This is a genomic window from Croceivirga sp. JEA036, assembly GCF_011882165.1.
Taxonomy (GTDB): Bacteria; Bacteroidota; Bacteroidia; order Flavobacteriales; family Flavobacteriaceae; genus Croceivirga.
Window position 1 is genome coordinate 305,854 of sequence record NZ_JAATON010000003.1, and the last position, 22,509, is coordinate 328,362.

Below are 22,509 nucleotides of genomic sequence, written 5' to 3' on the forward strand. Positions count from 1 at the left end.
ACAATCAACTTTTAAAGCACAAAGTAATCGATTTCAAAGGGATTACCCTATTTTTGAAAGCACATAAACATAGCATGGAACAAGTATTTGCAATTTGCCAAGAAAACAGGGAAAAATTAAAAGATTTTTTAACAAGCCTAGACAAAGACACGCTTTTTACCGTGCCAGAAGGTTTTAATAATAATATTTGGTGGAATATTGCACACACTGTTGTAACAGAACAATTGCTAATTTACAAGTTGAGTGGCACTCCAATGCAAATCTCTGATACCTTAGTAGCCAAATATCGCAAAGGAACATTTCCAGAAGAAAACCCTACGGAAGATGAGTTTAACGAAGTTTTAGAACTACTAACCACCTTACCTAAACGCACTCTAGAAGATTATAAAAATGGCGTTTTTAGCACCTACAACGCTTACCAGACTAGTTTTGGATTTGAACTTACTTCTGTGGAAGATGCTATTAGCTTTAATAATTTTCATGAGGGTATGCACTTTGGCTACATTTTAGCTTTAAAAAGAGCTATACAGCCTAATTCTTAACGTTTACTGGAAGTACCAAATAAGGATTCACTTCTTTATAAGGTAGAACCAAAGTTACAGGGCCATCTGCATAGGATGCAATTTCATACTGATTGTACCAAAGTATCAGGCCATCTGCTCCATACCCAATAGTCAAGGGGAGGTGAAAGGTATCTTCTTCAAACATAAAACCCGTAGCATTTATATTTTTTGCTGTGGGTATCTTTTCTTGGGCTCTAAAAGCAGCCTCTGCAAAGGTTGTAAACTGTTCCACGTCTAAAAACAATTCGTCATTCATCATAGGCGCTGCCAAAGCCTTATTAAAATTTAAAAAAGACACAGAACTATAACCATGTGCACCACCTGTAAAAGAATAAGCATCTAGTTTAAGGGTCACCAAAGAATCTGTTTGTAGGGCTATTTGCGCATTTATTTCAGCTTCCCAAGGCACTATCTCTGCACCAAACTGTGATTTTAATTGCGTGTAACTGTTTTCAAATGCAGTCACCGCTTCTTCTACACTTGCTACGCTTGGCTCATCGTTAAAATTCAATAAGGCAATAACCTCATCATTCAATATGGTGTTTATTTTGATAGCTAGAGAATCTTGGCCTACCGCTTGTAGTAACTCTATATTTATTTGGGGACAATTTGTGCAACCCTTCCCCGTAATTACCTTATTTTCAAAAGACACCTCGTTTTTATCTTCACAAGAAAACAAAACAAACACGATACTTATTAAAAGAATTCTAAAATTTGACATACTTAAAAGAAAGTCCCAAAAGTAACTATACTTTTACACAAGAAAACCATGCGGAATGGATAAAAAAGGACTAAAATTTAATACCAAGACCATCCATGGTGGCCAAGCATTAGAAAAAGCCTATGGTGCTGTAATGCCTCCAATTTACCAAACCTCCACCTTTGCACAAACCGCTCCAGGAGAACATTTGGGCTATGGCTATGCCAGAGGAGCAAACCCTACTAGGACAGCTTTAGAGAATAGCTTGGCTAGTTTAGAAAATGGGACGCACGGTTTCGCTTTTGGTAGCGGTATGGCTGCCATAGATGCCGTATTAAAATTGCTTCGCCCTAAAGATGAAGTTCTTTGTACTAATGATATTTACGGAGGCAGTTATCGTATTTTTAAAGGTATTTTTGAACACTACGGTATCACTTTTAAATTCGTAGACCTATCTAACCCAACGTATATTAAGCAACACCTCTCCACGCGTACTAAAATGGTTTGGTTAGAAAGCCCTACCAATCCCATGATGCAATTGGTAGATATTGCTGGTATAGCAAATGCCATAGCAGATAAAGACATTTTATTAGTGGTAGACAATACATTTGCAACTCCTTACTTACAACGCCCTCTGGATTTGGGCGCAGACATAGTTATGCATTCTGCTACCAAATATTTAGGTGGCCATAGTGATGTAGTAGTAGGCGGTTTAATAGTGAAGGAAACCGCTTTGGCAGAGCGGATAAAATTTATACAAAATTCCAGTGGTGCTATTTGCGGTCCTATGGATAGTTTTTTAACGCTACGGGGTATAAAAACACTACATGTACGCATGCAACGCCATTGTGAAAATGCCGAAAGGATTGCATATTTTTTAAAAGAACATCCTAAAGTGGCTAAAGTATACTGGCCAGGGTTTGCAGAACACCCCAATCACCACATAGCTAAAAAGCAAATGAGCCATTTTGGTGCTATGCTCTCTTTTACGTTACAAACCGAAGCAATGGAGCACACCAAAAAGTTTATTTCTAGACTTAAACTTTTTACTTTGGCAGAGTCTTTAGGGGGAGTAGAAAGTTTGGTAGGCCACCCAGCAACCATGAGCCATGGAAGCATGCCAGAAGAAGAACGACTAAAGAACGGAATAACAGATAATTTAATACGTTTAAGTGTAGGGATAGAGGCCGTAGAAGACCTCTTAAACGACCTAAGTTATGCACTAGACGAAAACGATTGAAAAATTATCAAAAAAAATGTTGCAAATTATATAAATAACATAATTTTGCCGTTATATTTCTAATTCTACAAAAACAGACCTGTATTAGTAGGTTTTGATAACAATTTATTAATCCGATTATGGAAGAAAAAATCAAAGCATTTATGGATGAAGTGATTGCTCGTAATGGGCATGAACCAGAATTCATCCAAGCGGTACAAGAAGTAGCCGAAACAGTAATCCCATACATAGTACAACACGATATTTACCACGGTAAAAACATTCTTTTACGTATGGTAGAACCAGAGAGGCTTATCTCTTTCCGTGTGGCATGGGTAGATGATAACGGTGAAATACACGTAAACAGAGGGTACCGCATACAAATGAATTCCGCCATTGGCCCGTACAAAGGTGGGTTGCGCTTTCACCCTACCGTAAATGCTAGTGTACTTAAGTTCTTGGCCTTTGAACAGGTGTTCAAGAACAGTTTAACAACACTCCCTATGGGTGGTGGTAAAGGTGGTTCTGATTTTGACCCTAAAGGCAAATCTGATGATGAAGTAATGCGTTTTTGCCACGCCTTTATGACCGAGTTGTGTAGACATATTGGTCCAAATACAGATGTACCTGCGGGTGATATTGGTGTAGGCGCTCGTGAAATTGGTTTCTTGTTTGGTATGTACAAGAAAATCAGAAACGAGTTTACAGGTGTTCTTACTGGTAAAGGATTATCTTGGGGTGGTTCTTTAATTAGACCAGAAGCTACCGGTTATGGTACTGTTTATTTTGCAGACAGCATGCTAAAAACCAAAAACGAATCTTTTGAAGGAAAAGAGGTTGTAATTTCTGGTTCTGGTAACGTGGCTCAGTTTGCAGCAGAAAAAGTATTGCAATTAGGCGGTAAAGTGTTGACTTTATCTGATTCTGGCGGTTACATTCTAGACAAAGACGGCATAGATGCAGAAAAACTTGCTTTTGTTATGGATCTTAAAAACAACAAAAGAGGTAGAATTTCTGAATATACTAAGCAATACCCTAATGCTAGCTACCATGCAGGCAAAACACCATGGGAAGTTCCTTGCCAAGTAGCACTACCTTGTGCTACCCAAAATGAACTTAATGGTGAAGACGCTAAATTGCTTCTTAAAAATGGTTGTATAGCAGTGGCCGAAGGTGCAAACATGCCTTCTACGCCAGAAGCTATCCATGCGTTTAATGAAGCGCACATACTATTTGCTCCAGGGAAAGCATCTAATGCTGGTGGGGTTGCTACTTCTGGTTTAGAAATGTCTCAGAATTCACTACGTATATCTTGGACAAGAGAAGAAGTAGATGAGCGCTTAAAAGGAATCATGAACGATATCCACGATTCTTGTATACAATACGGAATGGAAGAAAACGGACATTGTAATTATGTAAAAGGGGCAAACATTGCTGGCTTTGTAAAAGTTGCCGATGCTATGTTAGCGCAGGGCGTTATTTAATAAACCCTCCTTAAAATACAAAGCCCTTGCAAGCTTAGGTTTGCAAGGGCTTTTCTGTTTTAAATAGGTAAAGCATTATTCGCAATAAATCCTTAATTAAAGAAACATTCTATTTTATATCAGATTTATATTTCTCTATTACACTACTAAGAAGATTAGGGAAATAAATAGTATTAACTGAGTTTTCCTATAAAGTATGCAAACGTTCTCACTATTAAAGGTGACCCTTAGGATGTGTTTTATAGAGATACTTATACTTTCTTTTTTTCTTTAATTATTAGTTTTCATTCTAAGTGTGATTTCTCCAATATTATATGCGTAAATAGAAGCTGGCAGAAAAGTAAACTTTAACTCTTGTGTTTCTTTTAAACCTATTTGATCAATTGAAGTAACAACTGCAGCTTTGAGTTTATTTGTTTCACAAAATTTAACTAAACTTTTCAATTCCTGTGGTTTATAAAAATATCGATTACTCCACTTAATTTCTACCCCCCATATAGGTTTGTAGTTTTTATCATCTACTAAAACAAGGTCTACTTCTCCTCTATTTCTGCCGTCTTTCCATCTAGCATAGGTTAAATCTAATTGCTCCCGATGCATCCATTGTGAAAGAATAGCAGTTTCAACCATGTTTCCCATTTCTTGGTCTGTTTCACTTATGGGCGAAAATAAAGCGGTACGTAGTGATGGGTTGGTAAGATATACTTTGAAACTTGTAATTCTTTTTAATCTTTTTGCATTTACTCCTACCTTGTTTAATACTTTAATTAAGAACGCTGCTTCTAGATATTCCAAATATTTTTTTAAAGTATCCTTTTGAATACCACTTTCCCTAGACATAATCTCATAAGAAAATTCATTTCCTGTATTATATGCTAAATATGTAAAAAATCTATTGAGTTCTTGGACATCTTTGATGCCGTACAAACTGGGTAAATCTCTTAGAAGAACTTTATCCACAATATCATTTTTTACATATCTACCCATATCGCCTTGTATTTTTTCAGATAACACTACCTCAGGATAGCCTCCAAAATTTAAATAATGGACGAATTCTTTATTTAAAGCTTTTACATCATGCGTTAAGCAATATTCTATAGCCTTACCTCCATATTGAATATCCCCTACAAATATTAAATGGTCAAGTTTTTTCAAATGAATATACTCCTGAAATGTTAACGGAGGTAATAAAAAATCAGTAAATCTACCAGCTCCACTTTCTGTGCTATGCCATTTCAATGCTGCTGCCGCTGAGCCTGAAACAATGAATTTAGTTTCTGGATATGTGTCAACTAATATTTTCAAGTGTCTCTCCCAATCCTTCAAGTATTGTATTTCATCAAAGAAGACATAACAACCATTAAGATTATTAAGATTTAAAGATTTTTTACATAGGGTTAGCACATCTTCTAAGCTTAAATTAACATATATGGGGTTATCAATGCCAATAAAGAATAATTTATGAGGATTTGTTCCTTCTTTTAGTAAACTACCAATGCAATGAAATAGCATTACAGTTTTACCTACTCTTCTTGGCCCCATCAGGACTAGCGCTCTTTTTATACTTCTTTCAAGTACAAATGGATAAAAGAGATCAAAATATAATCTTTTAGACATTGAGCTATAAGCATCTGGTATCTCTTTAGTTATCCACCACGGATTCTCGTATTGAAGACGTTCTATTATTTTCTCTGTTGGAATAGGGTTTAACCTTGCCATATATTCTTCTTAATAAAAACAAATATAAAGATATAAGAAGATTGTAATATATCTATTTTTACATTTTTGAATAAATAGAAAAGTTAATTTATTAATAATGTGTTAATTCTAACATCAAATAGTGAATTCAATTAAGTATAGTGGTAGATCTATAAAAATTAAGGGTGCAAAAAAGCATTTACTGTCCGCCACGCACACTAAGCCAAAGCTTTTGGTTTTGTTTATTTTTTCTTGTCCGAAGCTAAAACCCTTATATTTAGCGACTTATTAAATATATAAAGACCTCTTGGTTTTGCCCTAAAGCTTGCATTACGTTTATGTTTTGTTAGCAATAGTTATTCTTTCACGTTTACCTTTTCCAGATATTTATAATCTCCGTTTTCGTCTTTGATTAGACCATTTTCCAAATCCAGTTCAAAAATAATTTTTGAATTATTCTTGGTTGACAATTCTCCGTTTATTTCAGTTCTATACGGATTTTCCACTTCAAGTAAATTGTAACCAAACTCTAGCCCATCAACAGTTAAGTAGCTAGAATCAAATCCAAAGTCAAATGCGACTGCTTTTGATAAATCGTTATTCGCTTTGAAAGCGAATATTTCTTCATTCAAATCATTTTTCGAATAAGTCAAATCCACTCCACCAATGTAAATGGTATTTATTGATTCTTCATTTCCATTAATTTCATACACTCTAACAAATTGAACTAGAATTTTAAACTCTTCAATGTTCGAATCAGTTGGATTTTTAAATGTAAAATAATACTCGGTTTCGGGTTTTATATCTTCGTTTTCACAGGATGAAAAACCAGTCAACCCTATTAAGATAATTACATAAATAATTTTCTTTATTGTCTTCATCTTAGTTGGTGTTTGATTATGACTAACGGTTTGACTATTTGCAGTGTCCTGAAGGGCATTGCGTATAGGTTTTGTTAGCGTACGTTTTTAATTGGACAAAAACGCCAGAGTTATAAAGTAAATGAAGGGAATAAACCCAATTGAAATCCAAATTAGATTTTCCTTGAATTTTTTCTTATCCGTTGTCCAGATTATTGCCGGTAATAAAAGTGACCACAAAAACATCAGGTACACCGTTCCTTTGCTTATCAGATTTCCGTATTTCCAAATCCATCTGTAATCCCCGAACCTTAGGTATTCAATCCAACCTGGGATTAGATAGCATATTATTAAGAGTCCAAATATCAATAGAAGCGAAATTTTCGGGGAATGGAATATCTTGGAAAACACTAACATAAATTTCCTATTGATTTTAAATGTGAGACAAGGCTTAGGCTATGAGTAGTGCGGGTACAAACCCACATTTACCTTTCGGCTCAGCACAGAGCCACAAAAAGGTTTTAAAGGTCATTGCAAAATAACGATTTCTTTTGGGTCAAACACCTAATCCCGCATTACTTATAGCAGTTGTTTTGCAACTTACTTTCTCGCAGATAGGCAAATGATTGTGGCGGATTTAATCCAAAATTTTGTTTTATACAAAGTCCGTTTTTATATTTTTTAGGATTTTTAACTTCAATTGCAAAACCACTCTCTTTTCCATTAAAGTATTGCATATAATAGTCTTCTGAAATTCCGGAAAATTTTGATGTTTGATTCCACAATTGGTCTAATTCTTCATGAAAGATTCTATCAATCTCAAATTCGCCTATTACTTTACTGATTGGTGCGGATGCGTAGACAACAACTTTTTTAACCTCTTTATTTTTAAACAATGTTCGGCGAAATTCAAATTTTTTAGTGCCATTAAATATTTTGTTAGCAAATTCTGGTTTAATCGATAATATAACTTTCATTAGCTCTTGCTTCTTTTAGTATTTGTTCAAATTTAGCATCACTTATTGGCTCAAAACCTCGTGGTGCATCTTGTAAAATATTTAAATCCCTCAATCTCTTTAGGTTAACTTTAGGCATTGGGAACGACTCAATATATAAAAAATTCACTATGAATGGTCTATTGTATTTATTCCAATTCCAATGTTTTTTCAGTTCATTATTATCAAAAACACTTCTTTTTCTACAAAGTTCTATAAAATGATTTTCATCTCGAATATCAGTTATGACATTTTCTATCACACCAATTGTCGATATAACTGAAGTATGATGTGCTGGACCATTAAACTTTGTTCTGTAAAAAAGTACTAAATCGCCACCATTTAAATTTCTATTTATTGAACGTGATATGTAAACTTTTTTAATAGCATTCCTGTAAGGTTTATTTTCGGTAAAATCTTGTGGTGATTCGTTATTTAGGATTGAATCGGGAAATAGTTCAGTATGATATGCTGGGTAAATTGGAACAATCCATTTTGTGGTGTTCTTAGATACAGCGGGAAATGATAATTTGGGTTGTTGAAAGTTAGGCTTTGGTTTACATTCTCTTATGTAGACTTGTTCGATTCCATTGTCAGTTGTTTTTGTTCCCCATTGTTTAAAACCCCAATCTTCAAGTAGATAAATAAGTCGCAGTTGTTCGTCTCTCTTGTCAAAGATTGTAACATAAATTTCTTCTACATCATATTGTAGAGCATTGTCGAATATTACCTTTAGAAATCTTTCTCCTAATTTAAATCCTGTAGAAGTTACCTTAAACGTTCCGATTTTGAGCCTTTTCTTTGGAGGAAACGAAGGCTCTATGTCGTTATAAACTTCCTCAGTGCTTTCTTGTTTCAAGTATAGAAATGCCTTTACGTCTCCATCAGTAATACAGACGTAGGAAATGTTGTCAGCTTTTCTGTTGAACCAGTCTCCAAATTCCTTGTAATCTTGTTTAAAAGAGTCGAAAAATGTATCATTTATGTTGATGTTACCAAAGTATTCTTTTTTTACCGCTAATACTTGATAGTCTTTCAATTCAGGATTTTCAGCGATACATTTCTCTAAAAATGCATCAATTTTAAAAACCTTTTCCGCACAATTCAAAAAGTTAGCCTTTCTATGAATTCCTCTGTCCTCGGTTAAAAGATAATCAACACGATTATTGTAAACTTCTTTTACTATACTCGTATCAATAAAATCATTGCGTGAATTGTCCGATTGTCGTATTTGAGCTATTAGTTGGTCGTCAGCTGATTCAGTTTTTAGCAAATTGTAGTTAGCAATTTTAATATTCATTGTTTTAACTACATTCTCATCTTGATGTCCAGAAATTTCTTCTACGGAAAGAGGATGAACGCATTTGTCAAATTTCAATCTATCAAGCCAATTGAAAAGTAGTCCAATGTCTTCATTTACAACTCGATTAGCTTCTCGATGGATTATTATATTGGTATCAATTAGTATTCTCATAAATTTTTTAAATATTCGATTACTGAATTTGTGTTTCCATCGTTTACTGTAAATAAAGGGATTTCTAATTTATTCGAAATGTACTCAGCGTGTTCTACTTCCATTAGTTGCATTTTTTTTAGAACACTTAAATTGTATATAGATTCATCTCTTTCTTTTAGTCTTTCAAAGATTATTTTGGGTTCACAGGTCAACAAGATAATGGATTCTGGTTGTATCCCAACAAATGTAGCTTCATTGATTTTTTCAGGTTCTCCATTTGAATTTAATAAAGTAAAATGTCCATCGAGTAAATACTTTACATAAGGTTTAATAATTTTACTTAGGTTAGTCAATAATTTATCTTGAGTTGTAGTGAAATTTTGAACTTTTTTGTTTTTAGAATCGCTTATTTCATTCCATTTCAGCACTTGGCTTGCCGACAAATGCTCAAAATTAAATTTTTCAGCCAACTCTTTACAAACAGTACCTTTTCCAACTGCGTGAATTCCTCCGACAAATACAATTTTTCTATCATTCATGGTGTTGGTTCAGTATGTTGTACAACAATTAGACACCTATCAAATTACAGATATCTCTTTCGCATAAAACTACAAAATCCAACCCACGAAAGAAATGCTTTTTTTTAACAGTAGTTGTTGATACTCTATAAGATTGCCTACTAAAAACAAAATCTTGCCCAAGCACCATCTTTTAAACGCTTCTACTATCTTTACTTTTTTAGAAGTTTCTTGTAATGCTCACCCATACCAAAGCCATTGTACTATCTGCTTTAAAATACGGAGACACCAGCCTTATTGTAAAAGCGTACACCCAAACAGATGGTTTAAAATCGTATTTGTTAAAAGGCGTAATGGCCAGTAAAAAAGGGAAGTTAAAAGCGGGGCTGTTTCAACCCCTAACCCAATTAGAATTGGTAGCCAACCATAAAAACAAGGGCACTTTAGAAACCCTTAAAGAAGCGAAGGTGAGCTACCCTTACAAAACTATACACACAGATATTATAAAAAACAGCATTGTTTTGTTTTTAGCAGAAGTAGTTGCGCAAAGCGTACAAGAAGGGGAAGAAGACCCGCAACTGTTTCAGTTTTTAGAACGTGCTTTTATTTTTTTAGATCAAGCTACAAACATTACCAATTTTCCGCTAGCATTTTTACTACACCTTAGCCGGTATTTAGGGTTTTATCCTGATGATAATCAAACAGATGAATTGTATTTTGATTTGCTAGAGGGCGAATTCTTATCCAAGCCCAGTTTAAACCCGTTGTTAGAAGCCCCCATAATTTATGATTTTAAAACGCTCTTAGGCACAAAATTTGATGCGTATTCCACAGTAAAAATCAAAAAAGCCAACCGACAGGAACTGCTCAACAAAATGCTTTTGTACTTTGAGCTCCATTTGCATGGATTTAGAAAACCTAAGTCATTGGCCGTTTTAAACGCTGTTTTTAATTAATATGCAAAAGGTCTATTTCCTTTTTATCTTTCTTTTCTGCATGTATTTAGGTAGTGCGCAACAGGTTGCCTTACTAGATGCAGACACTGGGCAACCCGTGCTTAATGCCGCCATTTTTAACCAAGACCAATCTAAAACCACTATTTCTAATATTACGGGTAAAGTAGATTTAAGCGTATTTGCCCCTAATGAAAAGCTGACCATTAAACACTTGTCTTATGAGCTGCTAACTACCACTAAAAATAAAATGGTAAAGCAAGGGCATCGTGTTTTTTTAATTCCCAATGCGGAGCAGCTAGAAGAGGTTGTTTTATCAGTTTCTAAATGGGAACAGCAGAAAAAAGACATACCACAGAAAATTGCCACCATAGATGAGCAGACCATTGCTTTTAACAATCCACAGACCGCCGCAGACTTGCTACAGCAAAGTGGTAAAGTATTTGTGCAAAAAAGTCAATTAGGCGGTGGCAGCCCTATGATTCGTGGTTTTGCTACCAATCGTGTACTAATTTCTGTAGATGGGGTTAGGATGAATAATGCCATATTCCGGGGTGGCAACGTGCAAAATGTAATTTCTATAGACCCTTTTACCATTAAAAATACCGAGGTGATTTTTGGCCCTGGTTCTGTTATTTACGGGAGCGATGCCATAGGTGGGGTTATGAATTTTTACACCAAAAAACCACATTTTTCGTTTACCGACAGCCTAAGAGTTTCGGGTAATGCACAATACCGATTTTCCACCGCGAACACAGAAAATACAGGTCATGCAGAAGTGAATATTGGCCATAAAAATTGGGCATCATTAACCAGTATGAGCTATACCAATTTTGGTGATTTAACTATGGGGAGCCATGGCCCCGATAGTTATTTGCGTAATCAATACGTAGTAACCCAAAACGGCGAAGACCGATTAGTGAACAATTCCAATCCCGAAAAACAATACCCAACCGGTTACGACCAAATTAATGTTTTGCAAAAGCTGCGTTACAAACCAAATGCACGTTGGCATTATGATTTGGGCTTGTATTACTCAGAAACTTCTGATTACTCAAGATACGATAGATTAATAAGACCGAACCAAGAAGGCGATGGACTCCGTTCTGCAGAATGGTATTATGGACCTCAAAAATGGTTCATGGCGAACACACAAATTACTCATAAGGGAAAAAATAAATTTTATGATGGTATTAAGCTCACCACAGCTTATCAATTTTTTGAAGAAAGTAGAAACGACCGTGGTTTTCAAGACAACACCTTATACCATGCAAAGGAAAAGTTAGATGCGTTATCCATTAACCTAGATTTAGAGAACAAAAAAATTGGCGACCTACGCCTTTACTATGGCTTGAGTTATGTGTTTAATAAAATCAACTCTACAGGCATGGAAATGGATATTTCATCTAACACTAACACTCCTGCAGCATCACGTTATCCAGACGGTGCTACGTGGCAAACTTTTGCGGGGTATGTAAATGGAGAATACAAATTGAAACCCAACCTATCGCTATTGGCAGGCTTACGGTATAGTCAAGTTTGGGTAGACGCTGCTTTTGATAATACTTTTTATGATTTCCCTTTTGAGGAAGCCGACTTGATTACTGGCGCTCTTACCGGAAGTTTGGGAATGAGCTGGTTCCCTACGGCCAATCTACAATTCACCTTAAACGGCTCTACCGGATTTAGAGCTCCTAACATAGATGATACCGGCAAAATTTTTGACTCAGAACCCGGTGCTGTAGTAGTGCCTAACCCAGATTTGGAACCAGAATATGCTTACAATATTGATTTTGGCGTACAACAGAACATTAATGACAAATTAATGCTAAAGGCCGCTACCTATTATACCTATTTGGTAGATGCCTTAGTACGTAGAGATTACACCTTTAACGGAGAAACACAATTGCTTTATAATGGAGAAATGAGCAATGTACAAGCCATACAAAATGCTGCCAAAGCATATGTGTATGGATTTGAATTTGGCTTAGAAGCCTTTTTATCTCAAAACCTAAGTGTCTTGGGTAATCTAACGCTTACAGAAGGCATAGAAGAAGATGATGATGGTACGGATAGTGCCGCACGCCACGTTGCTCCAACCTTTGCAGATGCCCATTTGGTATACAAAAAAGAAAGGTTTAAAGCCGATTTTTTCCTAAACTATAATGGTGAATTAGCTAATGATGATTTAGCGCTATCGGAACAAAGTAAGTCCTACATTTATGCTAGCGATGCCAATGGTAATCCTTTTTCTCCCTCATGGTATACCGTAAACTTTAGAGGTAATTATAGTTTTACCCCTGCCTTAAAGGGAAATGTAGCGCTAGAAAATATAACAGACCAAAGGTATAGACCTTATTCTTCTGGGATTGTCGCACCCGGTAGAAATTTAATCCTTGGATTATCCTATACCTTTTAAACAAAAACCCTTGGCAATTGCCAAGGGTTTTGTTTTTAAGTTAACTGTAATGGAGACTTAGTTTTTAACTGCGTCTTTTACATCTTTAACTGTTTTGTCTGCAGCATTCTTAACATCAGTTGCAGTTTTATTAGCTGCATCTTTTAAATCTTCTCCAGCAGCCTTAGCTTTATCCATGGCATCTGTGCCCATTTCTTTTGCACTATCCATAGCTTTTTCACTAGCAGCTTTAATGCTATCCATAGCTTTTTCGCCTTCTTTTACCATGCCTTCACCAGCTTCTTTAGCCTCGTTCATGGCATTTTCACCAGCTTCTTTCAAATCTTTGCCAGCTTCGTTTAAACCTTCACCAGCATCTTCCAATGCTCCTGCAGCAGCCTCTTTAGCTTCTTCTGCTTTGTTTGCAGCATCTTTACAAGATACAAGGGTTCCAGTAGTTAGGGTTAGTGCCAATGCGGCAAGTACTAATTTTTTCATTGTTAAATTGTTTTAGTGTTTAGAAACATAAATTTTTAAAAAGTCACCCGTAAATTAACATTTCCATTTAAACTTAAAGTAAAGTTTTACAAAAAACGTAAGCCACTGTATTCCTGTCTTCTAGAACTATGTTAACAAATTTTAACATTTTACAGTTTAGGGTTTTTACGTTTTAGGCTGTTCTAAAGGCCTAAATCTAAAACAGACAAAATTTTAACCTTATGAAAAATGTTTTGAAACTTACAGGAATGATGGTATTGAGTTTGGTATTTGCTATTTCTTGTAGTGAAGATGATGGGGAGGATTTTAATTCAGAAACCTACAACACCACTTTTAAAATTACAGATGCTCCAATAGACAATGCCAACGTATCTGCAGTATTTGTTACCGTAACAGATGTAAAACTAGATGGTAAATCTTTAGAAGGTTTTACCGCCACTACAATAGAGCTTTCCGCATTGGTGAATGGAAAAACACAAACCTTAGGTAATCTAGACCTTACCTCCAAAACCTACTCTAGCCTAGAATTAGTGCTAGATTACGAAAAAGATGTTCAAGGTAATGCTCCTGGTTGCTATGTAGAAATGGCCAATGGAGAAAAACAGCAATTAGAAAGTAGTGCAAATAGCATTAAAATCAATGATAGTTTTGAAGTTGTGGCGGCAACAGCCAACACTATCATCATAGACTTTGATCTTAGAAAATCTGTGGTAGAAAGTGAAGCTAGCACCGCTGGCCAACTTACTTTTGCTACAGCAGCAGAACTAGGCAATGCCATTAGAACCGTTAACGAGGAAGCTACGGGCACTATAAAAGGATCCGTAGACAAAGGCCAAGACAATTCTGATAAAATTATAGTTTACGCTTACAAAAAAGGAACCTTTAATGCAGAAACCGAAACACAAGGTTCTGGTACTAGCAATGTAACCTTTGCCAATGCCGTTACCAGTGCAGAGGTTAGTGGGCTTACCAATGCCTATAGTTTAAATTTTGTAGAAGAAGGAGAGTACGAATTGGTTTTTGTAGGTTACAATGAAAACCAAAACAATGGCAATGTAGAACTTGCTGCCATACTAGAGGCTGAGTCTTCTACAGGACTAAATTTAGGAGCCTTATCCTTAACGTCTGCTTTGCAACTTAATGTTAATGTTACCATTACCGGCAGTAAATAATCCTATCTTACTAAAAATCTGAACAAAAGCCCCTAGTAGTAGGGGCTTTTTATCTTTTTACAAACCTGTAAATACTTTAAAATTCTTAATTTCGCAGACTTATTTTATTAGGCCCATGGAGAAGAAGTTTAGAGAATATAAAGGTTTAGACCTACCAAAGACGGCAACAGAAGTTTTAAAGTTTTGGAAGGACGAGAAAATCTTTGAAAAGAGTATAACTTCCAGAGAAGGAAAAGAGAGTTACGTGTTTTTTGAAGGACCGCCATCTGCCAACGGTATGCCGGGGATTCACCACGTAATGGCCAGAACCATTAAAGATATTTTTCCGCGTTATAAAACCATGAAAGGCTTTCAAGTTAAACGTAAGGCAGGATGGGATACCCACGGCCTACCGGTAGAACTTGGAGTAGAAAAAGAGCTGGGCATCACCAAAGAAGATATTGGCAAAAAAATTACCATAGAAGAATATAACGAAGCTTGTAAAAAAGCGGTAATGCGTTATACAGATGTCTGGAACGAAATGACAGAAATGGTAGGGTATTGGGTAGATATGGACGACCCATACATTACCTACAAATCTAAATACATGGAATCTGTTTGGTGGTTGCTAAAACAGATTTATGATAAAGGCTTAATCTATAAAGGGTATACCATACAACCGTACTCACCAAAGGCAGGTACCGGTCTTAGTTCTCATGAGCTAAACCAACCAGGAACCTACCAAGATGTAACGGATACTACGGTAACAGCTCAGTTTAAAGCGCTAAAAGGAAGTTTGCCGCAGGCCTTGCAAGCTTTTGACGGAGATATACATTTTCTTGCTTGGACCACTACTCCTTGGACACTACCTTCTAACACAGCATTAACTGTAGGACCAAAAATAGAGTACGTATTAGTTAAGACTTTTAATCTATATACTTTTGAGCCTATACAGGTAGTATTAGCCAAAGCCCTAGTAAACAAGCAGTTTTCTGGCAAATTCTTTGCAGCAGAATCCAGTGAGGATTTTGCCAACTTTAAACCAGAAGACAAAAAAATTCCTTATCAGGTATTGGCAGAAGTAAAAGGAGCCGATTTAATCGAATCTAAATACGAGCAACTGATAGATTACGTATTACCGTACGAAAATGCAGAAAATGCTTTTAGGGTTATTGGGGGCGATTTTGTAACTACGGAAGATGGTACGGGTATTGTACATACTGCGCCTACTTTTGGTGCGGACGATGCCTTTGTGGCCAAACAAGCCAATCCGCCCATACCGCCCATGTTGGTATTAGATGAGAACAACAATCCTGTTCCGTTGGTAGACCTGCAAGGTAAATTTAGGCCAGAGCTTAAGGAGTTTGGCGGCAAGTATGTTAAAAACGAGTACTATGCGGATGGTGAGGCTCCAGATAAGTCTATAGACGTAGAAATCGCCATAAAACTAAAGACCGAAAACAAAGCTTTTAAGGTAGAAAAGTATGTACACAGTTATCCTAACTGCTGGCGTACGGATAAGCCTATTTTATATTACCCACTAGATTCTTGGTTTATAAAAGTTACGGATGTAAAAGACCGCATGTTTGCGCTCAACCAGACCATTAATTGGAAACCAAAAGCTACAGGAGAAGGTAGGTTTGGCAACTGGCTTGCTAATGCTAATGATTGGAACTTGTCTAGGTCTAGATATTGGGGTATTCCTTTACCTATCTGGAGAACAGAAGATGGCCAAGAAGAAATAATAATTGGTTCGGTTGCAGAGCTAAAAGAAGAAATGGCAAAAGCTGTAGAAGCTGGTGTTCTGGCGGAAGATGTATTTAAAGATTTTGTGGTTGGCGATATGTCTGACACCAACTATGAAAAAATAGACTTACACAAAAGCGTCGTAGACCAAATTACTTTGGTGTCGCCAAGCGGCAAACCCATGCGTAGAGAGAGCGATTTAATCGATGTTTGGTTTGATAGTGGTTCTATGCCCTACGCCCAATGGCACTACCCGTTCGAGAACAAAGAACTAGTAGATAATGGTGTTAGCTACCCAGCAGATTTTATTGCAGAAGGGGTAGACCAAACCAGAGGATGGTTCTATACCTTGCACGCCATAGCCACTATGGTTTTTGATTCCGTAGCCTATAAAAATGTAGTCTCTAACGGACTGGTTTTAGACAAAGAGGGCAAGAAAATGTCTAAACGCTTGGGGAATGCGGTAGACCCATTTAAGGCCTTGCCAGAACATGGTGCAGATGCCACCCGTTGGTATATGATTGCCAATGCAAATCCGTGGGATAATCTTAAGTTTGATATTGATGGTGTAACAGAGGTTAAACGTAAATTTTTTGGCACCCTGTACAACACGTATTCGTTCTTTTCGCTATACGCTAATATTGATGGTTTTACCTATCAAGAAGCAGAAATTCCCCTAAATGAAAGAACCGAATTAGACCAGTGGATACTTTCAGAACTTAATACCGTTATCCAAAAGGTAGACGAAGCATACGCCGCTTACGAACCTACAAAAGCCGCAAGAGCTATTTCTGATTTTGTACAAGAAAATCTAAGTAATTGGTATGTACGTTTAGGGAGAAGAAGGTTCTGGAAAGGAGATTACCAAAAAGATAAAATTGCAGCTTACCAAACGCTATATACGTGTTTAGTAACGGTTGCTAAATTGGGTGCACCCATTGCGCCATTCTTTATGGATAACCTTTATAGAGATTTAAATGCAGCTACTGGTAAAGAGAATTTTGAGAGCGTACACCTAGCAGATTTCCCAGAATTCGATGCTGAATTGGTAAATCAGAGTTTAGAAAGTAAAATGCATACAGCGCAAAAGATTTCTTCCTTAGTGCTTTCTATAAGACAAAAAGAAAAAATTAAGGTAAGACAGCCATTGCAAAAAGTAATGATTCCTATCCTTAATCAAACACAAAAAGCAGAGATAGAAGCCGTTGCAGATTTGGTAAAATCCGAAGTTAACGTAAAAGAGATTGATTTAATGGACGATGCTTCTGCCATTTTAGTAAAACAAATAAAACCAAACTTTAAGGTTTTAGGTCCAAAGTATGGCAAAGAAATGAAGGATATAGCGCAGGCTGTTGCGCAAATGGATCAAAAAAATATCCAAAAAATTGAGCAGGATGGCGAAATATCGCTTTCTTTAGCAAATAAAAATATTAAATTACAGCTCTCTGACGTTGAGATTACATCCCAAGACATAGAAGGGTGGTTAGTAGCAAGTTCTGGTTCAATTACGGTGGCTTTAGATGTTACTATTAACGATGCTTTAAAGGAAGAAGGGATTGCAAGAGAATTAGTAAACAGAATTCAAAATCTAAGAAAAGATTCCGGTTTTGAGGTTACCGACAAAATTGATTTAAAGATTTTAAAAGATGGTCTTGTAGAAAAGGCAATAGCAAATAATGCAGATTACCTTAAAAGTGAGACCTTAACAGAAAATCTAGTATTAGAGGATAATTTGGAAGAAGGCACGGAAATTGCCTTTGATGAGGTAAAAACAAAATTGTTTATCAAAAAACATTAAAAAAATGGCAGAAGATTTAAAAGTTAGATACTCAGATAAAGATTTGGCCGAATTCAAAGAAATTATTGAAGCCAAAATAGAAAAAGCTAAGCAACACCTAGATTTGTTGAAAAGCTCTTACATGAACGATGGTAATAACGGTACAGATGATACCTCCCCTACCTTTAAAGCATTTGAAGAGGGTTCAGAAACCATGAGCAAAGAGGCAAATACACAGCTGGCAATCAGACAAGAAAAATTTATACGCGACTTAAAAAACGCTATCCTACGGATAGAAAATAAAACGTATGGAATTTGCCGTGTTACGGGTAAGCTTATTAATAAAGAGCGTCTTAAATTGGTGCCGCATGCTACCTTGAGTATAGAGGCCAAAAACATGCAGAAATAAGAAAAACGCCCTAGGGCGTTTTTTTGATTATGAAATACCGTATTCTTTTATTCTTATTTATTGCTTTCTTTTGGAGTAATGCCCAAAAGGTGGTACAAAAAACCTTTGCATCAACAGAACAAAAATACATCACCATAGATGCTAGTAATTGTTTTGCTATAGACCTGGTTACTAGCAAAAGCAATACGCTAAAAGTTTCTGGTGCCATGGAAGGGGAATATGCGCAAGACTTAGTCATTAAACTAGAAGAAAATGGTCAAAACCTGCTTATTAGCGCAGACTTTCTACCCAATTTTGTGAACCCAAACGATAAACTTAGCGCCCATAAGGTAATTTCCATCGCCCTAAAAATAGAAGTGCCAGAATACAGCTGGGTACGCTTAGATGGTTCCTATACCAACGTACATGCGGCGGGGAAATACAGACAATTACAGATTACCCTGAACGATGGTGATACCTATCTAAACAACGTAGAGGAAGATGTAAAAGTTAAAAGCCAAAAAGGTGATATTTTCCTTTCTAATGCTCATGGCATAGTCACCACTAAAAGTAATTATGGGCACGTAACACGCAACAAAGTACCAGATGGCGAACATACTTTTGAGCTTAGTAGTGTAGAAGGTAACATTTGGGTGAATAGAACCAATTAATATGGCTATTTTTGCGGCTGATTCTTTTGAGAAATGAGTTTAAAGAAATCTATAATCCTTATTATTATTGTTTTACTGATAGACCAAATCAGTAAAATCTACATAAAAACCAATTTTGTACTTGGAGAGTCTGTGGAAGTCTTTAATTGGTTCAAAATTTTATTTATAGAAAACGAAGGTGCCGCTTGGGGTACCAAACTAAGTGATATTTTACCAGTCTCTGATGCTTCTGGAAAATTATTCCTGACCGTTTTTAGATTATTTGCAATAGTAGGCATAGGGTATTGGCTTTTTGATATTATTAAAAAAAATTCTCCCAAAGTATTAATTCTTGCAGTTTCTTTAATCTTTGCTGGTGCTCTTGGTAATATTTTAGACTCTGTTTTTTACGGGTTACTTTTTGACCACAGCAACCACCAAGTGGCTACCCTATTTGCAGAAGAACCTTATGGAAAATTGTTTTACGGAAAGGTTGTAGATATGCTATACTTCCCTATGATAGATACTACTTGGCCAGAATGGGTACCCGGAAAAGGAGGTAAAAGTTTCCGTTTTTTTGAACCCATATTCAACATCGCAGATACCGCAATTAGTATAGGCGTAGCTATTCTAATACTTTTTAATAAAAAGGCATTTGCTACTAATCCAATAGAGGAGGAAAAAGAGGAAACTAATTAGAATTGGTATACCTGGGATGGTGTAACACAATAATCTAAAGGTACATCTGTAGTTGCTATATCTGTAATTGTGGGGCATGCTTCAAACAAGGAAATGCCAACTTTTAATACATCTTTTCGGCACTTTTGTAAAAAAACATCATAATACCCACCTCCATAGCCCACTCTATTTCCGTTGCTATCAAAAGCTAAAAGCGGTATAAAAACAACATCTATTTTTTCCTCGGGTACTTCTATACCATCTACAGGTTCTGGTATACCTAAATTACTAATGCGGATTGAAGTAGTATCTAGCAGCAAATAGTTTTTTAAGCTTCTATTCTTCTCGGTTTTAGATACTACAATTTGCTTATCCATGCCTTGTAGCAAGGTTAATAAAGGCTCTGTATCTACTTCTTTATTTTTAACAATAGAAAGGAAAAGGTGGTAAAAAGAAAATTGCCAAATAGGCAGTTTGTGAATCCTATTGGCAATTTTAATACTTTTTTCTTCGATTATATCAGCGGTAAGTAGGTTCCTCTTCTGCTTATAATCTACTCTTAGTTCTTTTTTAGTCATCTATAATTTTATAGAATAACAATTGGGGGTTGATTGATTCTGGGGGATTTTTAAAACCTATTCTCTAGACGCAACTGCGAAATAAATCTTAAAAAACAACATCAAAATCAAATACATGCCCAAAACGATTAAATAATTTTCCATGTATTAAACTTTTGTTTCCCTAAATATAACACAATTCTTATATAAAATCCTATGAACTGCACTGTTTTCTCGATGAAATACACTGTTTTTACAGATTTTTTAACATGAAAAGTGGTGTTTTAAGACTTTTTAAAGCTTTATAATCAATGATTTGAGCAATTGAGTCCATAAAAAATTGTAGAAAAGAACTATTGTATATTTTCTGTTAACCTTTACTAAAAAGGGCGTAAATTATACCTTGGTAAACCTAATTTAGCAAGCTGAATGCAGCCCCTTTCTATAGACATACAATTAAGTACCTTACCCAATAGCCCTGGCGTTTATCAATTTTATGATAAAGACGATAAGATTTTATACGTTGGTAAAGCCAAAAATTTAAAAAAAAGAGTCAGCTCCTATTTTACTAAAACCCACGACTCCGGAAAAACCAGAGTACTAGTTAAAAAAATTGTCACTATTAAACACATTGTAGTGGCTACCGAGAACGATGCTCTACTACTAGAGAATAGTTTAATAAAAAAAAATAGACCTCGCTACAATGTACTCTTAAGGGATGATAAAACTTACCCTTGGATTTGCATTAAAAACGAACGTTTCCCTAGAATCTTCCCCACAAGACGGTTAATTAAAGATGGTTCTGAATACTTCGGCCCCTACACCAGTATGAAAACGGTAAGGACACTTTTAGAACTTATTAAAAGTGTATATCCCTTACGCACCTGTAATTACGATTTATCTAAAGACAAAATAGAAAGTGGTAAGTATAAAAAGTGTTTAGAATTTCATCTTGGCAACTGTAAAGCTCCATGTGAAGACTTACAGAGCTTTGCCGAGTACGACCGCCAAATAAATGATATTAGACAGATTATTAAAGGGAATTTTAAAAGTAGTCTGGCTTATTTTAAACAACAGATGAAAAACTACGCTGCAGAAATGGAGTTTGAAAAAGCCCAGCAGATAAAAGAAAAGATAGATGTTTTAGAAAATTACCAAGCCAAAAGTACCATTGTTAATCCTAGAATTAGCAATGTAGATGTATTTACTATTTTTTCTGATGAAACTCATGGCTACGTTAATTACTTACAAATAACCAATGGCTCCATAACCCGTAGCCATACCATGGAGATTAAAAAGAAGTTAGATGAAACAGACGAAGAGTTGTTGGTATTGGCCATAACAGAAATTAGGCAACGCTTTAATTCTACCTCTTCACAAATTTATCTTCCGTTTCCTTTAGATTTAGAATTATACGCTAAAATAACAGTACCCAAATTAGGCGATAAAAAAAGACTGCTAGACTTATCGCTACACAATGCAAAATCGTTTAGACAAGAACAGTTTAAACAGATGAAAATTGTAGACCCCGATAGACACACCAAACGCTTAATGGCGCAGATGAAAGCAGATTTACGTCTTTCAGAAGAACCCAGACATATAGAGTGTTTTGACAATTCTAACATACAAGGAACTAATCCTGTTGCGGCCTGTGTAGTTTTTAAAGACGGTAAACCCTCTAAAAAAGAGTATCGTCATTACAATATTAAAACAGTAGATGGTCCAGACGATTTTGCTTCTATGGAAGAGGTGGTATTCCGTAGGTATAAACGTCTGTTAAATGAAGACGAACCCCTGCCGCAACTTATAGTCATAGATGGCGGTAAAGGCCAACTTTCTTCAGCATTAAAAAGCTTGGATATTTTGGGCCTACGTGGCACTATTGCCATTATTGGTATCGCAAAGCGACTAGAAGAAATCTATTTTCCAGAAGACCCTATACCATTGTATTTAGATAAAAAATCTGAAAGCCTTAAAATTATACAGCAACTACGTAATGAAGCCCACCGTTTTGGCATTACTTTTCACCGCCAAAAACGAAGTAATGCAGCCATAAACTCAGAACTAGAGGGCATTGATGGAATCGGCGGCAAAACGGCAGAACAGTTGCTGAAAAAGTTTAAGTCGGTAAAACGAATTAAAGAAGCAAGTATAGACAGTTTAGCAGCCACTATTGGCATGGCAAAAGCAAAAAAAGTATTTGAGAATTTTCATTAGGCA

General features: G+C 35.9%; 19 protein-coding genes. 11 read left to right on the forward strand and 8 right to left on the reverse strand.

Annotated elements, in window-relative coordinates:
• Positions 1-74: 74 nt before the first annotated feature.
• Positions 75-542 (forward strand): DinB family protein, encoded by a 468-nt coding sequence (locus HCO57_RS09810; RefSeq protein WP_167988884.1) that lies wholly within the window; start codon positions 75-77, stop codon positions 540-542.
• On the opposite strand, the gene HCO57_RS09815 is transcribed toward HCO57_RS09810, so the two are convergent.
• Positions 532-1,284: a DUF3298 and DUF4163 domain-containing protein gene (locus tag HCO57_RS09815; protein WP_167988885.1), complete on the reverse strand. Its 753-nt coding sequence runs from the start codon at positions 1,282-1,284 to the stop codon at positions 532-534. The genes HCO57_RS09810 and HCO57_RS09815 overlap by 11 nt on opposite strands.
• Positions 1,285-1,339: 55 nt before the next feature.
• On the opposite strand from HCO57_RS09815, the gene HCO57_RS09820 reads away from it, so the two are divergent.
• The gene (locus HCO57_RS09820) at positions 1,340-2,503 is read left to right on the forward strand and encodes a trans-sulfuration enzyme family protein (RefSeq protein ID WP_167988886.1); all 1,164 of its coding nucleotides are present in this window, start codon (positions 1,340-1,342) and stop codon (positions 2,501-2,503) included.
• 119 nt (positions 2,504-2,622) lie between these two features.
• A complete protein-coding gene (gene gdhA / locus HCO57_RS09825) occupies positions 2,623-3,966 on the forward strand; it encodes an NADP-specific glutamate dehydrogenase (RefSeq protein WP_167988887.1) in 1,344 nt (447 codons plus the stop codon).
• 270 nt (positions 3,967-4,236) lie between these two features.
• Here the strand turns inward: gdhA and HCO57_RS09830 are convergent, their stop codons facing one another.
• From HCO57_RS09830 to HCO57_RS09850, 5 genes are all read right to left on the reverse strand, one after another.
• On the reverse strand, positions 4,237-5,685 hold the full coding sequence (locus tag HCO57_RS09830) for an ATP-binding protein (RefSeq protein ID WP_167988888.1): 1,449 nt from the start codon (positions 5,683-5,685) through the stop codon (positions 4,237-4,239).
• A gap of 335 nt (positions 5,686-6,020) precedes the next feature.
• On the reverse strand, positions 6,021-6,545 hold the full coding sequence (locus tag HCO57_RS09835; protein WP_167988889.1) for a hypothetical protein: 525 nt from the start codon (positions 6,543-6,545) through the stop codon (positions 6,021-6,023).
• Between the two features lie 554 nt (positions 6,546-7,099).
• Complete coding sequence (locus HCO57_RS09840; protein WP_167988890.1) at positions 7,100-7,501, reverse strand: hypothetical protein; 402 nt, start codon at positions 7,499-7,501, stop codon at positions 7,100-7,102.
• Positions 7,479-8,993, reverse strand: a complete 1,515-nt coding sequence (locus tag HCO57_RS09845) for a PIN domain-containing protein (protein WP_167988891.1) — start codon at positions 8,991-8,993, stop codon at positions 7,479-7,481. Before HCO57_RS09845 ends, HCO57_RS09840 begins: the two co-directional genes overlap by 23 nt.
• Positions 8,990-9,514 (reverse strand): ATP-binding protein, encoded by a 525-nt coding sequence (locus tag HCO57_RS09850; protein ID WP_167988892.1) that lies wholly within the window; start codon positions 9,512-9,514, stop codon positions 8,990-8,992. The genes HCO57_RS09845 and HCO57_RS09850 overlap by 4 nt, the downstream gene beginning before the upstream one ends.
• 215 nt (positions 9,515-9,729) lie before the next feature.
• Between HCO57_RS09850 and recO the strand changes: the two genes are divergently transcribed.
• Together recO and HCO57_RS09860 are read left to right on the forward strand one after the other, a co-directional pair.
• On the forward strand, positions 9,730-10,449 hold the full coding sequence (recO, locus tag HCO57_RS09855) for a DNA repair protein RecO (RefSeq protein WP_167988893.1): 720 nt from the start codon (positions 9,730-9,732) through the stop codon (positions 10,447-10,449).
• 40 nt (positions 10,450-10,489) lie between these two features.
• Positions 10,490-12,865 (forward strand): TonB-dependent receptor plug domain-containing protein, encoded by a 2,376-nt coding sequence (locus tag HCO57_RS09860; protein ID WP_245167577.1) that lies wholly within the window; start codon positions 10,490-10,492, stop codon positions 12,863-12,865.
• A gap of 57 nt (positions 12,866-12,922) precedes the next feature.
• On the opposite strand, the gene HCO57_RS09865 is transcribed toward HCO57_RS09860, so the two are convergent.
• The gene (locus HCO57_RS09865; protein ID WP_167988895.1) at positions 12,923-13,342 is read right to left on the reverse strand and encodes a hypothetical protein; all 420 of its coding nucleotides are present in this window, start codon (positions 13,340-13,342) and stop codon (positions 12,923-12,925) included.
• Positions 13,343-13,563: 221 nt separating this feature from the next.
• On the opposite strand from HCO57_RS09865, the gene HCO57_RS09870 reads away from it, so the two are divergent.
• The 5 genes from HCO57_RS09870 to HCO57_RS09890 all read left to right on the forward strand — a co-directional run bounded on the left by HCO57_RS09870 (position 13,564) and on the right by HCO57_RS09890 (position 19,753).
• The gene (locus HCO57_RS09870; protein WP_167988896.1) at positions 13,564-14,514 is read left to right on the forward strand and encodes a DUF4382 domain-containing protein; all 951 of its coding nucleotides are present in this window, start codon (positions 13,564-13,566) and stop codon (positions 14,512-14,514) included.
• Between the two features lie 115 nt (positions 14,515-14,629).
• Positions 14,630-18,037 (forward strand): isoleucine--tRNA ligase, encoded by a 3,408-nt coding sequence (gene ileS, locus HCO57_RS09875; protein ID WP_167988897.1) that lies wholly within the window; start codon positions 14,630-14,632, stop codon positions 18,035-18,037.
• 4 nt (positions 18,038-18,041) lie between these two features.
• A complete protein-coding gene (locus tag HCO57_RS09880) occupies positions 18,042-18,425 on the forward strand; it encodes a TraR/DksA family transcriptional regulator (protein ID WP_136950466.1) in 384 nt (127 codons plus the stop codon).
• Between the two features lie 29 nt (positions 18,426-18,454).
• Entirely contained in the window at positions 18,455-19,075 is a 621-nt protein-coding gene (locus HCO57_RS09885) for a DUF4097 family beta strand repeat-containing protein (protein ID WP_167988898.1), read from the forward strand.
• 33 nt (positions 19,076-19,108) lie between these two features.
• Positions 19,109-19,753, forward strand: a complete 645-nt coding sequence (locus tag HCO57_RS09890) for a lipoprotein signal peptidase (protein WP_167988899.1) — start codon at positions 19,109-19,111, stop codon at positions 19,751-19,753.
• On the opposite strand, the gene HCO57_RS09895 is transcribed toward HCO57_RS09890, so the two are convergent.
• Positions 19,750-20,310 carry a 5-formyltetrahydrofolate cyclo-ligase gene (locus HCO57_RS09895; protein ID WP_167988900.1) on the reverse strand — a complete coding sequence of 187 codons (561 nt, stop codon included), beginning with the start codon at positions 20,308-20,310 and terminating at the stop codon, positions 19,750-19,752. The two genes, HCO57_RS09890 and HCO57_RS09895, sit on opposite strands and share 4 nt — an antisense overlap.
• 408 nt (positions 20,311-20,718) lie before the next feature.
• On the opposite strand from HCO57_RS09895, the gene uvrC reads away from it, so the two are divergent.
• Positions 20,719-22,506, forward strand: a complete 1,788-nt coding sequence (gene uvrC, locus HCO57_RS09900; protein ID WP_167988901.1) for an excinuclease ABC subunit UvrC — start codon at positions 20,719-20,721, stop codon at positions 22,504-22,506.
• Positions 22,507-22,509 lie beyond the last annotated feature (3 nt).

Excerpts from the sequence above, each read along its gene's own strand:
- HCO57_RS09810 (WP_167988884.1), top strand. The coding sequence starts at position 75 with ATGGAACAAGTATTTGCAATTTGCCAAGAAAACAGGGAAAAATTAAAA.
- HCO57_RS09815 (WP_167988885.1), bottom strand. The coding sequence starts at position 1,284 with ATGTCAAATTTTAGAATTCTTTTAATAAGTATCGTGTTTGTTTTGTTT.
- HCO57_RS09820 (WP_167988886.1), top strand. The coding sequence starts at position 1,340 with ATGGATAAAAAAGGACTAAAATTTAATACCAAGACCATCCATGGTGGC.
- gdhA (WP_167988887.1), top strand. The coding sequence starts at position 2,623 with ATGGAAGAAAAAATCAAAGCATTTATGGATGAAGTGATTGCTCGTAAT.
- HCO57_RS09830 (WP_167988888.1), bottom strand. The coding sequence starts at position 5,685 with ATGGCAAGGTTAAACCCTATTCCAACAGAGAAAATAATAGAACGTCTT.
- HCO57_RS09835 (WP_167988889.1), bottom strand. The coding sequence starts at position 6,545 with ATGAAGACAATAAAGAAAATTATTTATGTAATTATCTTAATAGGGTTG.
- HCO57_RS09840 (WP_167988890.1), bottom strand. The coding sequence starts at position 7,501 with ATGAAAGTTATATTATCGATTAAACCAGAATTTGCTAACAAAATATTT.
- HCO57_RS09845 (WP_167988891.1), bottom strand. The coding sequence starts at position 8,993 with ATGAGAATACTAATTGATACCAATATAATAATCCATCGAGAAGCTAAT.
- HCO57_RS09850 (WP_167988892.1), bottom strand. The coding sequence starts at position 9,514 with ATGAATGATAGAAAAATTGTATTTGTCGGAGGAATTCACGCAGTTGGA.
- recO (WP_167988893.1), top strand. The coding sequence starts at position 9,730 with ATGCTCACCCATACCAAAGCCATTGTACTATCTGCTTTAAAATACGGA.
- HCO57_RS09860 (WP_245167577.1), top strand. The coding sequence starts at position 10,490 with ATGTATTTAGGTAGTGCGCAACAGGTTGCCTTACTAGATGCAGACACT.
- HCO57_RS09865 (WP_167988895.1), bottom strand. The coding sequence starts at position 13,342 with ATGAAAAAATTAGTACTTGCCGCATTGGCACTAACCCTAACTACTGGA.
- HCO57_RS09870 (WP_167988896.1), top strand. The coding sequence starts at position 13,564 with ATGAAAAATGTTTTGAAACTTACAGGAATGATGGTATTGAGTTTGGTA.
- ileS (WP_167988897.1), top strand. The coding sequence starts at position 14,630 with ATGGAGAAGAAGTTTAGAGAATATAAAGGTTTAGACCTACCAAAGACG.
- HCO57_RS09880 (WP_136950466.1), top strand. The coding sequence starts at position 18,042 with ATGGCAGAAGATTTAAAAGTTAGATACTCAGATAAAGATTTGGCCGAA.
- HCO57_RS09885 (WP_167988898.1), top strand. The coding sequence starts at position 18,455 with ATGAAATACCGTATTCTTTTATTCTTATTTATTGCTTTCTTTTGGAGT.
- HCO57_RS09890 (WP_167988899.1), top strand. The coding sequence starts at position 19,109 with ATGAGTTTAAAGAAATCTATAATCCTTATTATTATTGTTTTACTGATA.
- HCO57_RS09895 (WP_167988900.1), bottom strand. The coding sequence starts at position 20,310 with ATGACTAAAAAAGAACTAAGAGTAGATTATAAGCAGAAGAGGAACCTA.
- uvrC (WP_167988901.1), top strand. The coding sequence starts at position 20,719 with ATGCAGCCCCTTTCTATAGACATACAATTAAGTACCTTACCCAATAGC.